Source organism: Dehalococcoidia bacterium, assembly GCA_025060295.1.
Classification (GTDB): domain Bacteria; phylum Chloroflexota; class Dehalococcoidia; order Lucifugimonadales; family HRBIN23; genus HRBIN23.
This window is the reverse complement of sequence record JANXCH010000001.1, coordinates 1-15,961: the sequence shown is the minus strand read 5'-3', so window position 1 is coordinate 15,961 and position 15,961 is coordinate 1. Positions and strand designations below refer to the sequence as shown.

The 15,961-nt window shown below is 62.7% G+C and carries 19 protein-coding genes and 4 tRNA genes; 17 read left to right on the top strand and 6 right to left on the bottom strand.

Annotated elements, in window-relative coordinates; all coding sequences use genetic code 11:
* Position 1: 1 nt before the first annotated feature.
* The 6 genes from NZ951_00115 to rpsP form a co-directional block, all read right to left on the bottom strand.
* Positions 2-1,096 carry a fructose-1,6-bisphosphatase gene (locus NZ951_00115; protein ID MCS7206337.1) on the bottom strand — a complete coding sequence of 365 codons (1,095 nt, stop codon included), beginning with the start codon at positions 1,094-1,096 and terminating at the stop codon, positions 2-4.
* A 91-nt stretch (positions 1,097-1,187) separates the two neighbouring features.
* Complete coding sequence (locus tag NZ951_00110; protein ID MCS7206336.1) at positions 1,188-2,852, bottom strand: methylmalonyl-CoA mutase family protein; 1,665 nt, start codon at positions 2,850-2,852, stop codon at positions 1,188-1,190.
* A 128-nt stretch (positions 2,853-2,980) separates the two neighbouring features.
* Positions 2,981-3,064: transfer RNA gene (locus tag NZ951_00105), tRNA-Leu, on the bottom strand.
* 118 nt (positions 3,065-3,182) lie between these two features.
* Positions 3,183-3,707 carry a ribosome maturation factor RimM gene (gene rimM, locus NZ951_00100; GenBank protein MCS7206335.1) on the bottom strand — a complete coding sequence of 175 codons (525 nt, stop codon included), beginning with the start codon at positions 3,705-3,707 and terminating at the stop codon, positions 3,183-3,185.
* 15 nt (positions 3,708-3,722) lie between these two features.
* On the bottom strand, positions 3,723-3,950 hold the full coding sequence (locus tag NZ951_00095; protein ID MCS7206334.1) for a KH domain-containing protein: 228 nt from the start codon (positions 3,948-3,950) through the stop codon (positions 3,723-3,725).
* Positions 3,934-4,203 (bottom strand): 30S ribosomal protein S16, encoded by a 270-nt coding sequence (rpsP, locus tag NZ951_00090; GenBank protein ID MCS7206333.1) that lies wholly within the window; start codon positions 4,201-4,203, stop codon positions 3,934-3,936. The genes NZ951_00095 and rpsP overlap by 17 nt, the downstream gene beginning before the upstream one ends.
* Positions 4,204-4,380: 177 nt before the next feature.
* Here rpsP and NZ951_00085 point away from each other — a divergent pair.
* The 17 genes from NZ951_00085 to NZ951_00005 form a co-directional block, all read left to right on the top strand.
* Positions 4,381-4,453, top strand: a tRNA-Thr gene (locus NZ951_00085).
* 73 nt (positions 4,454-4,526) lie between these two features.
* Positions 4,527-4,610 (top strand) — tRNA-Tyr (locus NZ951_00080).
* A gap of 11 nt (positions 4,611-4,621) precedes the next feature.
* A tRNA-Thr gene (locus NZ951_00075) sits at positions 4,622-4,696 on the top strand.
* 64 nt (positions 4,697-4,760) lie between these two features.
* Positions 4,761-5,969, top strand: a complete 1,209-nt coding sequence (gene tuf, locus NZ951_00070) for an elongation factor Tu (protein MCS7206332.1) — start codon at positions 4,761-4,763, stop codon at positions 5,967-5,969.
* Positions 5,970-5,976: 7 nt separating this feature from the next.
* Complete coding sequence (gene rpmG / locus NZ951_00065) at positions 5,977-6,141, top strand: 50S ribosomal protein L33 (protein ID MCS7206331.1); 165 nt, start codon at positions 5,977-5,979, stop codon at positions 6,139-6,141.
* Between the two features lies 1 nt (position 6,142).
* The gene (gene secE / locus NZ951_00060) at positions 6,143-6,382 is read left to right on the top strand and encodes a preprotein translocase subunit SecE (GenBank protein ID MCS7206330.1); all 240 of its coding nucleotides are present in this window, start codon (positions 6,143-6,145) and stop codon (positions 6,380-6,382) included.
* An 18-nt stretch (positions 6,383-6,400) separates the two neighbouring features.
* Entirely contained in the window at positions 6,401-7,015 is a 615-nt protein-coding gene (gene nusG, locus NZ951_00055) for a transcription termination/antitermination protein NusG (GenBank protein MCS7206329.1), read from the top strand.
* A gap of 132 nt (positions 7,016-7,147) precedes the next feature.
* Positions 7,148-7,576, top strand: coding sequence for a 50S ribosomal protein L11 (gene rplK / locus NZ951_00050; GenBank protein MCS7206328.1), 429 nt, complete (start codon positions 7,148-7,150; stop codon positions 7,574-7,576).
* 1 nt (position 7,577) lies between these two features.
* Positions 7,578-8,324, top strand: a complete 747-nt coding sequence (gene rplA / locus NZ951_00045; GenBank protein MCS7206327.1) for a 50S ribosomal protein L1 — start codon at positions 7,578-7,580, stop codon at positions 8,322-8,324.
* A 118-nt stretch (positions 8,325-8,442) separates the two neighbouring features.
* On the top strand, positions 8,443-9,126 hold the full coding sequence (locus tag NZ951_00040; GenBank protein ID MCS7206326.1) for a DUF433 domain-containing protein: 684 nt from the start codon (positions 8,443-8,445) through the stop codon (positions 9,124-9,126).
* Positions 9,110-9,421 (top strand): hypothetical protein, encoded by a 312-nt coding sequence (locus NZ951_00035; protein ID MCS7206325.1) that lies wholly within the window; start codon positions 9,110-9,112, stop codon positions 9,419-9,421. The genes NZ951_00040 and NZ951_00035 overlap by 17 nt, the downstream gene beginning before the upstream one ends.
* A 153-nt stretch (positions 9,422-9,574) precedes the next feature.
* Complete coding sequence (locus NZ951_00030; protein MCS7206324.1) at positions 9,575-10,369, top strand: alpha/beta hydrolase; 795 nt, start codon at positions 9,575-9,577, stop codon at positions 10,367-10,369.
* 80 nt (positions 10,370-10,449) lie between these two features.
* Positions 10,450-11,649 (top strand): CoA transferase, encoded by a 1,200-nt coding sequence (locus tag NZ951_00025; GenBank protein ID MCS7206323.1) that lies wholly within the window; start codon positions 10,450-10,452, stop codon positions 11,647-11,649.
* 116 nt (positions 11,650-11,765) lie between these two features.
* The gene (locus NZ951_00020) at positions 11,766-13,481 is read left to right on the top strand and encodes a proline--tRNA ligase (GenBank protein ID MCS7206322.1); all 1,716 of its coding nucleotides are present in this window, start codon (positions 11,766-11,768) and stop codon (positions 13,479-13,481) included.
* Positions 13,482-13,527: 46 nt separating this feature from the next.
* Positions 13,528-14,367 (top strand): polysaccharide deacetylase, encoded by an 840-nt coding sequence (locus NZ951_00015; protein ID MCS7206321.1) that lies wholly within the window; start codon positions 13,528-13,530, stop codon positions 14,365-14,367.
* 65 nt (positions 14,368-14,432) lie between these two features.
* Positions 14,433-14,783: a cupin domain-containing protein gene (locus NZ951_00010; GenBank protein ID MCS7206320.1), complete on the top strand. Its 351-nt coding sequence runs from the start codon at positions 14,433-14,435 to the stop codon at positions 14,781-14,783.
* 18 nt (positions 14,784-14,801) lie between these two features.
* Positions 14,802-15,961, top strand: a 1,160-nt coding sequence (locus NZ951_00005; GenBank protein MCS7206319.1) for a gamma-glutamyltransferase, incomplete at its 3' end; no start/stop codon positions are given.

The following is a 15,961-nucleotide window of genomic DNA, read 5'->3' as shown; positions in this document are numbered from 1 at the left end:
GCTACATCGGCTCCCACCGGGCCCCCAGGCGCTTCATAATGCCCGCCATGGTCGTGTACTCCATCTCCTCCAGGGGGAGGCGATGGGGCTCAAAGGGGCCATGCCGGCGGAGGATGGTGGCCAACAGATTGGCCTCCTGGCGGGCCTGGTCAAAAGCAGGGTCGTCAAACAGGTCGCGGGGGCCGACCAGTTTTCCTTCGGCCAACTGGAAGCCGGCGGCGATGACCCGCGGCGGGCCGTCAAAGCGGGAGGGGTTGGCATCCTTGAAGGAGGTGGGCATCAGAGGGCCGTGGTGGCTCCCCCGCATCCACCCCTCCACAATGAAGGGGTGAGCGAAGGGTTCCAGCACCTCGCCCACTGCGGGGAAACTCCCCTGGCACCGCACCACCAGCACAGGGTCGTCCTTGCCCACATAGCGCCCCGCAATCTCCGTCAGACGCTCGGTGGAGGACACAGCAGCGATTTCCCCCGTCGCCCGGTTGTAGACCCGCTTCACGGCATAGCGGGAGGGCGCGCCCATGAACATCAACATGTCGTAAATCTCTTCGGGGGCGTGGAGGATAATCTTCTTGTGGGCCTTGACATCCTGTATCTCGAAGGAGAAGCCCTTGTGAAGGCTTTCCGAGATCACAAGGCCCGAGGTGTTGAAGGGGTCGGCGAACATCTTATAGAGGGGCAAGTTCCACGCCCCCGCAGAGGTCTTATCCGCCATGAACACGATGACAGGCTCGGAGGGGCGCTCGTCCATCTCCATCTCCGCCAGGCCAGGCCCCATCCCCCGAATGTTGCCGGAGAAGGCGTCGGAAAGGATATCCTGCCCCGCCCCGTAGAGTTTCAAGCGCTTAGCCACAGCCGTCCCCGCCTTAAACACATCAAAGGCCAGTTGGTGCACCTCGGAATTGTCCTCGCCCCGAGTGTGGGTCATGATGAGTTGCAAGTCGTCCCCACAGGCCATGACCTTGTAGTCCACCAAAATGCCCCGTCGCCGCGCCTGCTCCAGCATCTCCTGGGCCGTGCTGACCAGGTCCGGGTGAATGCTGGAGTGCCCCACATAGCCCCCGATGTCGGCCTTGATAACGCTCAGGGTGATGCGCATAGCACCTCCTTACCTCTGATGCCAATGGACTGCACAGACGGCCGTGCAAGTCGCTTTCGTGTCCCGCTGTATGGGGGTGCTTGTGAACCTGTCAAAGGATGGTGGGGGGCTTATACTCGCCCCACTCGTCCCGGAGCACCTGCATCACCTCGCCCAAGGTGGCATAGTGGCGCACGGCGTCCAGGATATACGGCATGAGGTTGTCGGAGCCGCGGGCGGCTTTGCGCAGAGCGCTCAAAGCGCGCCCCACCTCCCGCTGGGAACGGGTACCACGAACAGTGTGTAGCCGTTCCAGGTGGCGGCGTTCCCCCTCCTTATCCACCCGCAGGAGGGGAATTTCCAGACGCTCATTCATTTGGTAGGCGTTGACCCCCACGATGATGCGCTTCTTCTCCTCCACCTCCCGCTGGTAGCGGTAGGCGGCCTCGGCGATCTCCCGCAGTAAGAAGCCGTTTTCAATGCAAGCCAACACCCCACCAAGGTCATCAATCCGGCGGAAGTAGTCTTGGGCGGCCTGCTCCAGGCGGTTGGTCAGGTCCTCCACGAAGTAACTGCCCCCCAGGGGGTCAACGGTGTGAGCGACACCCGTCTCATAGGCGATGACCTGTTGCGTGCGCAGGGCCAACAGCACTGCCTTCTCCGTGGGCAAAGCCCACGCCTCGTCCAGGGAGTTGGTGTGCAGGGACTGGGTTCCTCCCAGCACCGCCGCCAGGGCCTGCAGGGCCACACGGATGATGTTCACCTCAGGCTGTTGGGCGGTAAGGGCCACCCCTGCGGTTTGGGCGTGGGTGCGGAGCCACCACGAGCGGGGGTTCTGGGCACCGTAGCGCTCACGCATGGCCCGCGCCCAGATGCGCCGGGCAGCGCGGAACTTGGCAATCTCCTCAAAAAAGTCGTTGTGTACATTGAAGAAGAAACTCAAACGGGGGGCGAACTCGTCTATCTTGAGGCCCCGTTCCAGGCAATGCTCCACATAGGTGAAGCCATCTGCCAAAGTAAAAGCCAGTTCCTGCACGGCGGTAGAGCCCGCCTCGCGGATGTGGTATCCGCTAATGCTGATGGGGTTCCAGCGGGGCACATAGCGGGAAGCGAACTCAATGGTATCCACCACTAGGCGCAGGGATGGCTTCGGGGGAAACACATACTCGTTTTGGGCAATGTATTCCTTCAAGATGTCGTTCTGAATGGTTCCCCCCAGGCGATCCCAGGGGATGCCCCGCTTCTCCGCCATCACCAGATACATAGCCCAGATGACGGCAGCAGGGGCTGTAATAGTCATGGAGGTGGTTATCTGGTCAATAGGTATCCCGTCAAAGAGAATTTCCATATCAGCCAGGGACGAGACGGCCACCCCACACTTACCAAACTCCCCGCAAGCACGGGGGTCATCGGTGTCGTAGCCGTAGAGGGTGGGCATATCAAAGGCAGTGGAAAGGCCAGTCTCCCCGTGCTGGAGAAGGAACTTAAAGCGGGCATTGGTCTCCTCCGCTGTGCCAAAGCCCGCGAACATGCGCATGGTCCACAGTTTGCCCCTGTAGCCCGTGGCGTGGATGCCCCGCGTGAACGGATAGCGCCCGGGCAGGCCAATGTCCTGAAGGGGGTCTGTGTTACGGAGGTGGAGGGGAGTATACGCTCGCTCTACCGGCAGATTGGACAAGGTAACGTAGTGGCGAGGCTCCTCGGGGGCAGCGGCCGTCTCCTGCCGCCACTGCGCTTCCGCCTCCTGGAAGCGCTGGAAGCTCTCCCCTGCAGGCATACACGCTCCTGGGCGCCTTCCCAGTGTAGCACGATACGAGTGCGGAGTCAATGTGCGGGGAGTATGCTCTGCCTCACTCCCCATCCCCAGACAAAACCAGGACTCACCGCCCTGCCACCAGCGCAAAGTGCCGAAGGAGGGAGTCGAACCCTCATGGGGCGGAGCCCCAGCGGTTTTTGAGACCGCCGCGTCTACCATTCCGCCACTTCGGCACGAGGCGAAGGCCCCTCACACTTATCAAAACACAAAAACCCCGCCCTTGGCAATGGGCGCGTCTTGTCCGAGACCAGACCCATGCCCCCGCCTTGCCCGAAGGCCCTGACGGGACACCTAGCCCGCCTTGCTGGGCAGCAGACCAGGCAACAGGTGCACCACCATCCGCCCCTGGGCGGGGTCAATACACTGGACAACCGTGTCTATGGCGGGGAGAAGCACCTCCCCCTTCGGGCCGTGCACGACATACACATCGTTACTTCCAGTCTCCAAAATGTCGCGGACATGCCCCAGGAACTCTCCTGTGTCAGCCCACACCCCTATCCCGAGCACCTGGAAACGATAAAACCGCCCGGGAGGAGGGGTAACAAAGGGGACTTCCACCAGATGGCCTTGAAGAGCCTGGGCTGCCTCAACGCTCTCTACCCCGGCGAGCCACAAAATGAGGGTGTCCCTTTGGCGGCGCACACGGCGGCAGCGATAGGGCTTGCCTTGGATAAAGACCTCCGCCCCAGCGCGGAAGCGCTCCGGGCGCTCCGTAAGGACTTCCACGCGCAGGCCACCACGCACCCCCCAGGGGCGCAGGATACGCCCCACCACCAAGCGCTCCGGCGGGGCAGGAGGGGGAACGCCGTGAGACACCAGCAAAAAACTGTGCTACAGGATTTGCAGGGCGGCCTTGGTTCCTTCCTTGACAGCAGCCACCCGGAGGAGCACGCGCATCGCTTCGGCTACTCTGCCCTGCTTCCCGATGATACGCCCTTTATCCTCGGGTGCTACTTCAAGGATGATCACTTTCCGACCGTCCTGTTCTGATTCGCTTACCTTTACGGCGTCCGGGTTGTGGACGAGGGACTTAGCGACATACTCAATCAGATCTTTCATGGCCACTGCGGGACTCCATAATGCCCAGTTTGGTAAGAATGCGCGCCACAGCGGGGCTGGGCTGAGCCCCCCGTTGGAGCCACATTTTCGCTTTCTCCGCATCCACCTGGTAGAGCGGAGGGTCAGTGCGGGGGTTGTAGAGACCTATCATCTCCACATACGCCCCGTCCCGTGGGTTGCGAGCATCCACTACCACAATGCGGTATGTCGGCTGGTGTCTTTTGCCCACCCTCCGTAGTCTTATACGCACCATAACGGCCTATGGTTCTCCTTCTGCAGATGTATCTAGGGCTATGCTATCCCAAACGGGAAGGGGTGTCAACAAAGGATCAGCCCCGCACGTAAGCGCCTTGACAACACCAGACGCCCTTTTCTACACTAGCGTCAGGCCCGAATCGCAAGGGGAAACCGAGGGGTGGCGGATAGGTATGCCCGAGTGGCGCAACGGTAGCGCAACCGACTTGTAATCGGAAGGTTGGTGGGTTCGAATCCCCCCTCGGGCTGTGGGCGTGAAGCCCTGTCCGGGTGCACCGGGCTTGCTCCCTCCCTTCCCCTTTGGTATACTGGGTATTTGCTGGAGGGGTGGCGGAGCGGCCAAACGCACCAGACTGTAAATCTGGCGCCCGTCGGGCTTCGTAGGTTCAAATCCTACCCCCTCCACTTGCCAACGGGCCCACATAGCTCAGCGGTAGAGCACGTTCTTGGTAAGAACGGGGTCGCCGGTTCGATCCCGGCTGTGGGCTCCATACCCGACCGACACCAAGCGTCCTGGGTTGACCCCCAGGAGCACAAAACTAAGGAGGCGACACAGTGGCAAAACAGAAGTTTGTGCGGGCCAAGCCCCATGTCAATGTGGGCACCATCGGCCACGTGGCTCACGGCAAGACCACCCTCACTTCCGCCATCACCCTGGTCCTGTCCAAACAGCCGGGCAACTCCACCAAGTGGACCACTTACGACCAAATCAACTCCGCCCCGGAGGAGCGCGCCCGAGGCCTCACCATCTCCATTACCCACGTGGAATACGAAACCGCCAAACGCCACTACGCCCATGTGGACTGCCCTGGCCACGCCGACTACGTGAAGAATATGATCACCGGTGCCGCCCAGATCGACGGGGCCATCCTGGTGGTCAGCGCTCCCGACGGCCCCATGCCCCAGACACGGGAACACATCCTCCTGGCCCGCCAAGTGAACGTGCCATACATCGTGGTGGCCCTGAATAAAGTGGATGCGATGGACGACCCGGAACTGTTGGACCTGGTGGAACTGGAGGTGCGCGACCTGCTCAGCAAATACCAGTTCCCCGGGGACACAACCCCCATCGTGCGCCTGAGCGCCCTGAAGGCCCTGGAATGCGGATGCGGGAAGCGCGAGTGCCAATGGTGCGGGCAGATTCTCAAACTGATGGACATCGTGGATGAATATATTCCTATCCCCCAGCGTCCGCGGGATCTCCCCTTCCTGATGCCCATTGAGGATGTGTTCGCCATCAAGGGGCGTGGGACGGTGGTCACGGGGCGCGTGGAGCGGGGTGTGCTACGCCTCAACGAGGAGGTGGAGATCGTCGGCTTCACCCCAGAGCCCAAACGCACCGTCGCCACGGGCATCGAGATGTTCCATAAGACCCTGGACGAGGCCGAACCGGGGGATGCCATTGGGGTGCTCCTGCGGGGCATAGACCGGGAGGAGGTGGAACGCGGCCAGGTGCTGGCCAAGCCCGGTTCCATCAAGCCCCACACCGTCGCCGAAGCCGAGGTCTATGTGCTCTCTAAGGAAGAGGGGGGCCGCCACACTCCTTTCTTCAGCGGCTACAAGCCCCAGTTCTACATCCGCACCACCGACGTCACCGGCGAGATCATCCTCCCCCAGGGGGTGGAGATGGTTATGCCGGGCGACAACACCCGCATGACTATCAAACTCATGTACCCCGTGGCCCTGGAGCAGGGCTTGCGCTTCGCCATCCGTGAAGGGGGGCGCACCGTCGGGGCGGGCGTGTTCACCAAGATCCTGGAGTAGAGCGCACATGGCCAAGAAAGGCGACCGGGTGCTCATTACTCTGGCGTGCACCGTCTGTCGCGAGCGTAACTACCTCACCTCCAAGAACAAGCGCAACGACCCCGACCGCTTGGAGCGCAAAAAGTTCTGCCCACGGTGCCGTCAGCACCAACCCCATCGGGAGGTGCGCTAGCATGGCACGCCTGTCGGGGGGTGGGGCCCCTTCCCGTGTTACCGCCGTCAGCCAGCGCCTCCTGCAGTGGCGCTTCCTGGCCGAGACCTGGGCGGAACTAAAGAAAGTAACCTGGCCCTCCCGGGAGGATATCGTCCGCTTGACCTTCATAGTCCTCGCCCTCTCGGCCGCCGTGGGTGTGGCCCTGGGCGTGGTGGACCTGGTGTTCTCCTTCGTGACACGCCTCGCCTTGGGGGGATAGGACGCAGAGGATGCACCCATGAGCACACCCCGCATTGACCAGACCCAGACCTCTCCCTCGGAGGAGAAGGAGCAGCCCTCCCCTGCGCCCGCCGAAGCGCGCTGGTATATCGTCCACGCCTACTCCGGCCAGGAAGAGCGGGTGGCCAAAGCCATCCGCCAGAGGGTGGAATCCCTAGACCTGGCCGATCGGGTGTTGGAGGTGAAGGTGCCTTTAGAGCAAGTGGTGGAGATACGGGAAGGCCAGCGCATTAAAAAGACCCGCCCCATGTTCCCCGGTTACATTCTGGTGCGCATGGTCTTGGATGAGCGCACCTGGGCAGCCGTCCGCAACACCCCGGGGGTAACCGGCTTTATCTCCGCCGATACCCTGACCGAGAAGCCCCAGCCGGTTCCCCTGGGCCCCCAGGAGGTGGAGGCCATCTTCAAACGCATGGAGTCTGGCCACCCCCTCGTGAAGGTGGGTTTCACCAAAGGGCAACAGGTGAAAATTGTGGGTGGCCTCTTCAAGGACTTCATCGGCACTGTGGACGAAATCTACCCCGACAAGGGGCGGGTGCGGGTGCTTGTCTCCTTCTTCGGACGGGAGACGCCTGTGGAGCTGGACCTGCTGGAGGTGGAGCGCATCGCCTAGCACCACGCATACCGCCCCCGCACGCCCCCAAGGCGGGAAGGGCAGGCACGGCCGGCTTTGGCAGTGCACACCCCCATCCCCGGCAACAAGGCCCTTTCCCTTGCCGCTAGGCCCATCTCCTCAGGAGGACACATGGCGAAAAAAATCAAGGCCATCCTCAAACTCCAACTCCCCGCAGGGGAGGCGACCCCAGCCCCCCCCGTTGGGCCGGCCCTGGGCCAGCACGGCGTCAATATCATGCAATTCATCAAGGAATACAACGCCCGCACGGCCGGCCAGAAGGGCACCATTATCCCCGTGCAGATTACCATCTTTGAAGACCGTTCCTTCACCTTTGTTACCAAGACGCCCCCCACCTCCGAACTTCTCAAAAAGGCGGCGGGGGCCGAAAAGGGGAGCGGGGCAACCCCCGCTCAAAAGGTGGGGCGCGTCACCCGCTCCCAGATCCGCCAAATAGCCCAGACCAAACTCCCCGACCTAAACACCACCAACTTGGACGCCGCCATACGCATCGTGGAGGGCACCGCCCGAAGCATGGGCATTGACGTGGTGGAGGGCTAGCATGACCACATCCCCAGCCGTCCAAGCACTGAAAAAGCGCCACGGCAAACGCTACGCCCAGGTCGCCTCCCTGGTCGACCGCACCCGAACCTATACCCCTCAGGAGGCGGTCGCCCTCGTGAAGAAGACCGCCACCGCCAAGTTCGACGAAACCATAGAGGTGCACATCCGCACCACAGCGGACCCCAAGCGGTCTGAGCAGATGGTGCGGGGGGTAGTGGTGCTCCCGCATGGCGTCGGCAAACCCAAGCGCGTCCTGGTGTTCGCTCAGGGCGAGGCGGGCAACATCGCCCGTCAAGCGGGGGCCGACATCATAGGCGACGACGAGGTCATTCGGCGCATAGACCAGGAGGGGTGGACCGAATTTGATGTGGCCCTCGCCACCCCTGATATGATGGGCCGTATCGGCCGTCTGGGGCGGGTGCTGGGGCGCAAGGGGTTGATGCCCAACCCCCGCGCCGGCACTGTGGTGCCCCCGCAAGACCTCCCCCGGGTTATCGCCGAGGCCAAAAAAGGCCGCCTGGAGTTCCGCCTAGACCGTCTGGGCATCATTCACTGCCCCATCGGCAAGGCCTCCTTCCCCGAACAGCACCTGCTGGAGAACTTGGCCGCCCTTGTAGACGCCGTCAAACGGGCCAAGCCCGAAGACATCAAGGGTGTTTTCATCCGCAGTATTACCCTCACCTCCACCATGGGGCCAGGCATCAAACTGGATGTGCCAGCCACATTGGCGTTGAAGGTGGAATAGGGGCGTGTGGCCGCAGCCCGCCTCGGTGAACGCGCCGTGCACCTCGGCTGGGCAAAGGGCCAAGTGTTGACAAAAGTAACCCTCCGCTCCACGATAGAAACGGCTGACGGGGGAGCCTATGGAGACCTTCGCCGGCGTCTACTTCATCCCCGAGGTGGCTCGCTACCTGTGGGCTACAGGCCCAGAGATGCGTCGGCCCTCCTATCGCTCCCTCTTGCGGTGGATTACCAGTGGGCTCCTCCGTCCCCTAGCCACAACACAGTCCGGAAGGGAGCGGTGGGTCACTTTTGAAGACCTCATCTCTCTCCGCATGCTCGTGGCTCTACGACAAGCAGGTTTCTCCCTTCAACACATTCGCCGCGTCCACGCCTGGCTAGAGGAGGCCTCACGGTATCCTCGACCTTTCGCCTTACAAGACTTGTGGCTCGGCGAAACCGAAATCTTTATCCAGATGGAGCAGAGCCTGGTCTCTGCCAGTCGGGAGGGTCAATACGCCTTTGAGATAGTCCGCGCGTGGCTTCGGCACTTGCCCCGGCTGGAGATTGCGGACATGGCCTTTGAACGCAAGGTGAATGGCAAGCATGTGGCCTCCCGCTGGCGGCCCTGTCCAGGCATCGTTCTTGACCCACAGGTGCAGTTCGGCTCCCCATGTATTGAAAGCACCCGTATTCCTACCAGCGCCGTGTGGTCTATGGTGCGCGCAGGCGATAGCGAGGAATCCGTTGCCAGGGCCTACGGCATCCCCTTGCACAAAGTGCAAGCGGCGGTGGAATGGGAGAAGCGCCTTGCCAAAGTATCGTGAACCGCCCCTGGTGGTGGACGAAAGCCTTGCTGCCCCGCAAATTGTTACCGTCCTTCAAGCCATGGCCTTTGATGCCCGTGCGGTCCAGCCGAGTGAGCCTGATTCCGCTGTTATCCAATGGATGGCCTCCTTCGGGGGAGTATGGATCACCAGCGACGAAGAGGCTCGGAAAGCCCACGCCGAGGCTTTGCAGAGGGCGCGTATAAATGTCATCTTTGTGCATCAGCCCAAGGGAGGTTTATCCCGCCGGGCGCAAATTCGCCTTATCGTCTGTACGATTGAGAGGGTCGTTTAATTCCTGGCAGGTGCAAACACTTCTCAAGTCTGCCGGCTACGTTACGCTGGAAACAGAGGAGACCCGCACGATCGGCCCGTGGCGGAGCGCCGGATGCTCCGTGGTACCAAGATTGAATGGCTAAAAGTCCCTTGAGTCTTTAAAAGTGTGCCTATGCCCCATGTCCGTGCCAACGGCCTGGACATCTTCTACCGTGAGGCGGGCCAGGGCTTCCCCCTCGTCCTGATTCAGGGCTTTGAGATGGACCACCGGGGCTGGGCCTATCAGGTGCCCGCCCTGCGCCAGCACTTCCGCTGCATCTCCCTGGACAACCGCGACGCCGGCCAGTCCAGCAAGGCCCCCACCTCTTACACCACACTCGACATGGCACAGGATGTGGTGGGCCTGCTGGATGCCTTGCACATCCCTCAGGCCCACATAGTTGGCCATAGTATGGGCGGGGCCATCGCCCAACAGGTGGCTATCCACTACCCTCAAAGGGTCAGCAAACTCGTCCTCATCTCATCCTTCGTCTTCATGACGCCCTATGACCGCGCCTTGATGGAGATGCGCCGGCTCCTGCGGGCCCGCCTCTCCCTGGAAGAGTACTACCGCGTGACCTTTCCCTGGATCTACTCTCCCCAGGACTACCAGAACCCCTCCCTTATAGAGGAGACCATCCGACGTGCCGCCGCCAACCCCAACCCCATGCCCCTGGACGCCTTCTTCCGCCAGGGAGAGGCCATTTTGGCCCACGACACGCGGCGTCTTCTGGAGCGCATCACCGCCCCCACTCTTGTAGTGTGTGGCGACCAGGACCTGGTAACACCTCTGGAGCAATCACGCCTGCTGGCCCAGAGCATCCCGAGCGCGCGCCTGGAAATCCTTTCCGGAGGGGGGCACGGCATCCTGTGGACGCGGAGCGACGAGGTCAACCGCGTCCTGTTGGACTTCCTCCTGCACGGTTGATACCCCGGGCACGGCGTGTAGACGCCGCCTCCGGCGCGCCCCTATCATAGAGGGGAAACCAGCACACGAGGTCGAAGTGTATGTCTACGAGCCCTCTGCCCTTGGCAGACCTGCGGGTGTTGGATATCGGCACCTTTATTGCGGCGCCCGTGGCGGGCACCCTCCTGGCCGAGTTCGGTGCCCAGGTCATCAAAGTGGAGATGCCCGGCACCGGTGACATCGCCCGCCAGGCAGGGGAACTGGTCAACGGCACCTCCCTTTTTTGGACAGTGGAGGGACGCAACAAACAGTCCATTACCCTGGATCTGCGCAAGCCCCAGGGTCAGGCGCTCCTGAAGGAACTGGTCAAGATCTCCGACATCTTGTTGGAGAACTTCCGCCCTGGCACCTTGGAGCGTTGGGGACTAGGCTGGGACAACCTGCGGGCAGTGAACCCCACGCTGATTATGGTCCGCGTCTCCGGCTTTGGGCAGACCGGCCCCTACCGTTACAGAGCTGCCTACGACCGCGTGGCAGTCGGCTTCGGGGGGCTGGCCTATGTGACCGGCTTCCCCGACCGGCCCCCCACACGCCCGGGCTTCCCCCTTGCCGACTACCTTACCGCCTGCTTCGCCACCATCGGGTGTCTAATCGCCCTGCGCTGGCGCGAGAAGACGGGCCAGGGCCAGATGTTGGACTTGGCCCTTTACGAAAGTATCCTGCGGGTCTCCGAGCACACCATCCCCCTTTACGACCGGCTGGGTATCGTTCGGGAGCGCCAGGGGAATGTGAACCCCGCGGGCGCCCCTAGCGACCATTTCCTTACCCAAGATGGCAAGTGGGTGAGCCTCATCGTCACCACCGACGACCAGTTCCGCCGTCTCGCCCAAGCCATTGGCAAAGACGAGTGGACCACCGACCCCCGCTTCGCCACCCTGCAAGGACGACGCCAACACCTGACCGAACTGAACACCCAGATGGCCCAGTGGATCTCCCAACATACCCTCCAGGAAACTTTGGCCATCTTGGAGAGGGCAGGGGTCGCCGCCGGCCCCATCTACAGCGCCGAGGACATTTGTGCCGACCCCCACATCCGTGAGCGGGGCATCCTGGTGGAGGTGGACGACCCGGTAGTGGGAAAGGTGCGCATCCCTGGGGTCACCCCACGCCTCACCAGCACACCAGGCTCCGTGCGTCAGCCGGCCCCGACCCTGGGCCAGCATAATCAGGAAATCTACTGTAACCTATTGGGCCTTTCACCCCAAACCTTGGAAGGGCTCCAGGCCGAGGGGGTCATCTGAGGCGACCATCGGTTGCGTAGGTTAGTGTCCTCGCAAGTTGTGGTGGCCCTCAGGCAGGAGGTTGGCTTCCTCCCCCAGATATCATGGGGGGCAGAGACATCCCCAAGGAGAGGCCTATGCGCATGTCCCAGCTGTTCGCACGCACCCTGCGCACCGACCCGGCCGATGCTGAAACACCAAGCCATCGCCTTCTAGTGAAGGCGGGGATGATTTATCCTTTCGCTGCGGGGGTGTACGCCTATATGCCCCTGGCCCTGCGCTCCTTGCAGAAGATAGAAGCCATCATCCGCGAAGAGATGAACGGGGCGGGTGCCCAAGAGGTGCGCCTCCCCGCCCTGCAACCCCTGGATCTTTGGCAAGAGACGGGCCGAGCGGACGCTTTCGGCCCCATCCTCTTTCGCCTTAAGGATCGGCGGGAGCGGGAGATGGTGCTGGCCCCCACCCACGAAGAGGTGATTACCCTCCTAGTGCGCGCCTTCGTGCGCAGTTACCGCGACCTCCCCCTGAACCTGTATCAGATTCAAACCAAGTTTCGGGACGAGCCTCGCCCGCGCGGGGGCCTTATTCGGGTGCGGGAGTTCGAAATGAAGGACGCCTACAGTTTCGACGCCGATGAGGACGGCCTGAACACCTCCTACCAGGCGATGGTGCGCGCCTACAGGAACATCTTTGATCGGTGTGGTGTTCCGGCCATCATGGTGGAGGCCGACAGCGGGGCCATCGGCGGGAAGGACTCCCACGAATTCATCCTCCCCACACCCATCGGCGAGGACACCATCATCCTGTGCGGGGCCTGTGGCTACGCTGCCAACGCCGAGCGCGCCCAGAGCCGTAAGCCCCCAGTCCCTGTGGCCGAGGCCCTCCCCCTTCAAGAGGTGCATACGCCGAACATCAAGACTATAGACGCTCTAGCCGCCTATCTGGGCATCCCCACGCACCAGACCCTCAAGGCTGTGTTCTACCACGCCGACGGACGCATCGTATTCGTAGTCATTCGGGGCGACCTACAAGTGAACGAGGTGAAGCTGAAGCGGGTGTTGCAGGCCACTGATTTGCGCCTGGCCTCGGATGCAGAGGTGGCCCAGGCAGGACTGGTGGCCGGCTCCGCCTCCCCTATAGGCCTCAAGGGTATTCCTATCGTTGCTGACGACTCCATCCTCAGCGGGAGCAACTTCGTGGTGGGTGCCAACCGCCCCCACTATCACCTCCGCAACGCCAACTACCCCCGGGACTTCCACGCCGACACCATCGCGGACATCGCCCTGGCCGAGACAGGACACGGGTGTATAAAGTGCGGCGCACCCCTGCGCACCGAGAGGGGTGTGGAAGTGGGGCATGTGTTCAAATTGGGCACCTTTTTCAGTCAGCGCTTGGGTGCTTTCTACCTGGACCGGGAGGGCCAGCAACGCCCCATCGTCATGGGATGCTACGGCATCGGCGTGGGGCGCTTGCTGGCGGCGGTGATCGAGCACAACCACGACTCCGTCGGGATGCGCTTCCCGCCGTCGGTGGCCCCCTTCCAGGTCTACCTGGTGGGGCTGAACCTGGAGGATAGCCAGGTCGCCCAACAGGCGGAGCACCTCTACCATGCTCTGCGCGAAGCGGGGATGGAGGTGCTCTACGACGACAGGGCGGAATCGGCGGGGGTGAAGTTGCACGACGCGGACCTTCTAGGCTTCCCGGTGCGTGTGGTGGTGAGCCCCCGCACCCTGCGCCAGAAGTCTGCCGAGGTAAAGGAGCGCAGCAAGGGGGAAGCGACTATGGTCGGCTTGGAGCAGGTGGTGGATACTGTGCAGAAACTGGTGCACGGCTCCTTAACGGCCAAGACCTAACGCACGCGCAAACACGTCTCCCCTGCAGGGCTTTGGGAGGTGGGGCATGGCCGGTATCTGGCCAGAGGACATCCGCTGTGTGGTGATGCTCACCTTTGATGTGGACGGCAAGGCGTTGTGGATACGGCGCAACCCCGCCTTCGCCCGCTACCCGTCCCTGATGTCCATGGGGGAATACGGCCCCCGGGTGGCCACCCCCCGCATCCTGGACGTGCTGGACACCTTCGGCATCAAGGCCACCTTCTTCATCCCCGGTTTCGTGGCGGAGACCCACGCGGATCTAGTGCGGGACATCGTCCGCCGCGGGCACGAGGTGGGCCACCACGGGTATATGCACGAGGCCCCCGCCACTTGCACTCCCGAGGAGGAGGTGGCTGTGCTGGACAAGGGCATCACCATTCTTGAATCCCTCACAGGCCAGAAGCCCCTGGGGTATCGTTCCCCGTCGTGGGAACTATCGGAACGCTCCCTGCCCCTCCTGGCCAGCCGCGGGTTCCTGTACGACTCCAGCCTCATGGGGGACGACGCCCCCTACTGGGTCTCGGCCGGAGAAGGGCGTCGCCTGATAGAAATCCCCGTCCATTGGGAGTGGGACGACTTCCCTTATTTCGCCTATGCGCCTTCGGCCAACATTCGGGGGCCGATGCACAGCCCCGATGCCGTCTTTGCCGCATGGGCGGCGGGCTTTGAAGGGGTGTATCGTTGGGGGCGGGCCTTTTGCCTCACCATGCACCCCCAAGTCATCGGACGACCGGGGCGTCTTCTGCTCCTGGAGCGCCTGATACGCCACATGCGCTCTTTCCCGGGGGTAGCGTTCCTACGGTGTCGGGATGTGGCGGAGATGTGGGCGGCACAACACGCCCCCGACCCCGTCGTAGAGCCCTAAGCTGTCCCCCTTGCCCCGTTGTGCACGCACAGGCTACCATAGCCTCACAAAAGGAGGAGGCGCATATGCCCATCCTACGCCACGCCGACAGCCCCGTCCAACAGCCCTGGCAGGGTGTCTCCAGCCGGGGGGTGGTGCGCAAAGAGGTGGGGGCGGAGCGCCTAACCGTCAACGAGATCACCCTCGCCCCGGGGGCGTTCATCCCCCTGCACATCCACCCCACGCATGAAGAGGCCATCGTTATTCTGGAGGGAGAGGTGGAGGCGACCTTGGGCGACAGCGTCCAACGGATTGCGGGGGGACATACGGTGCTGGCCCCCACAGGGGTGAAGCACATGCTGAAAAATGTGGGGACGCGCCCCGCCCGCATCCTGGCCATCTTCCCCACCACCGATCCCCAGCGCCACCTGCTGTAACCCTCCTCGGAGGCTTCTATGAAAGGCGTCGTGGCTGCACCCCAGGTAGAGGCGGTGGAGGTGGCCCGCCAGGTGTTCCGCGAGGGGGGCAACGCTGTGGATGCGGCGGTGGCCGTGGCCTTCGCCCAGGGCGTGGTGGACCCCCAAATGACCTCTCTGGGCGGGTGGGGAATGGCCCTGGTGTTTCACGCCCCCTCGGGCCAACACCTGGCGCTGGACTTCTGCGGGCGAGCCCCCCTCAAGGCCACCCCTGACATGTGGGCCCCCAAAGTGAAGCGTCGCCTGCGCTTTGACCTTTGGGAGCTGGAGGGGCACATCAACGAGGTGGGCTACTTGGCGGTAACGGTGCCGGGCAACCTCGCCGGCTACTGGGAACTACACCGACGTTTCGGCAAACTCCCTTGGAAGGCTGTTGTGGAGCCGGCCATCGCCCTGGCCGAGCAGGGTTTCGCCATCCCCGGCGAACTGGCCCAGATGTGGCGACGCCCGCCCTCCCAGGAGGGCGTTCTGGCGATGCGGGACATCCTGACTGCCACTCCAGCCTCGGCGCGCCTGTTCACCAAAGAGGGACGCCTTTACGAGGCGGGGGAGTGGTTCCGCAACCCCGACTACGCCAACACCCTGCGGGAGGTGGCCCTGCACGGCCCTCAGGTGTTTTATGAGGGCTGGATCGCCGAGAAGATAGTAGACGACTTCGCCCGCAACGGGGGCCTCCTCACCCTAGAAGATTTCAAGACCTATAAGGTCAAGGTGCGGACACCGGTGGAATCCACCTATCGGGGGATGCGCGTCACGGGGACAACCCCGCCCTCGTCGCCAGTCCAGGTCATGGAGGTGTTGAACATTTTGGAGGGTCTTGATCCCGCCGATATGCCCTTTGGTTCTTCCAACTATGTTTGGGCGATGGCCCTAGCCCAGAAGGCGTCGTTCGTGGACCGCGCCTTGTACCTGGGCGACCCCGACTTCCAGCCCGTACCCGTAGACCTTTTCCTGTCCAAAGCCCACGCCGCCCAGTGGCGGGAGAAGGTGCTCCGCAACCTGCCCTTTGAGGTGCCTGGCACAGTGGTGGCCGAGCCTGCCCACACCACCACCGTCTCCGCCATAGATGAAGAGGGGACGGCTGTCGCTTTGACGCATACTTTGTCCACACCCGCTTCGGGCGTGGTGGTGGAAGGGCT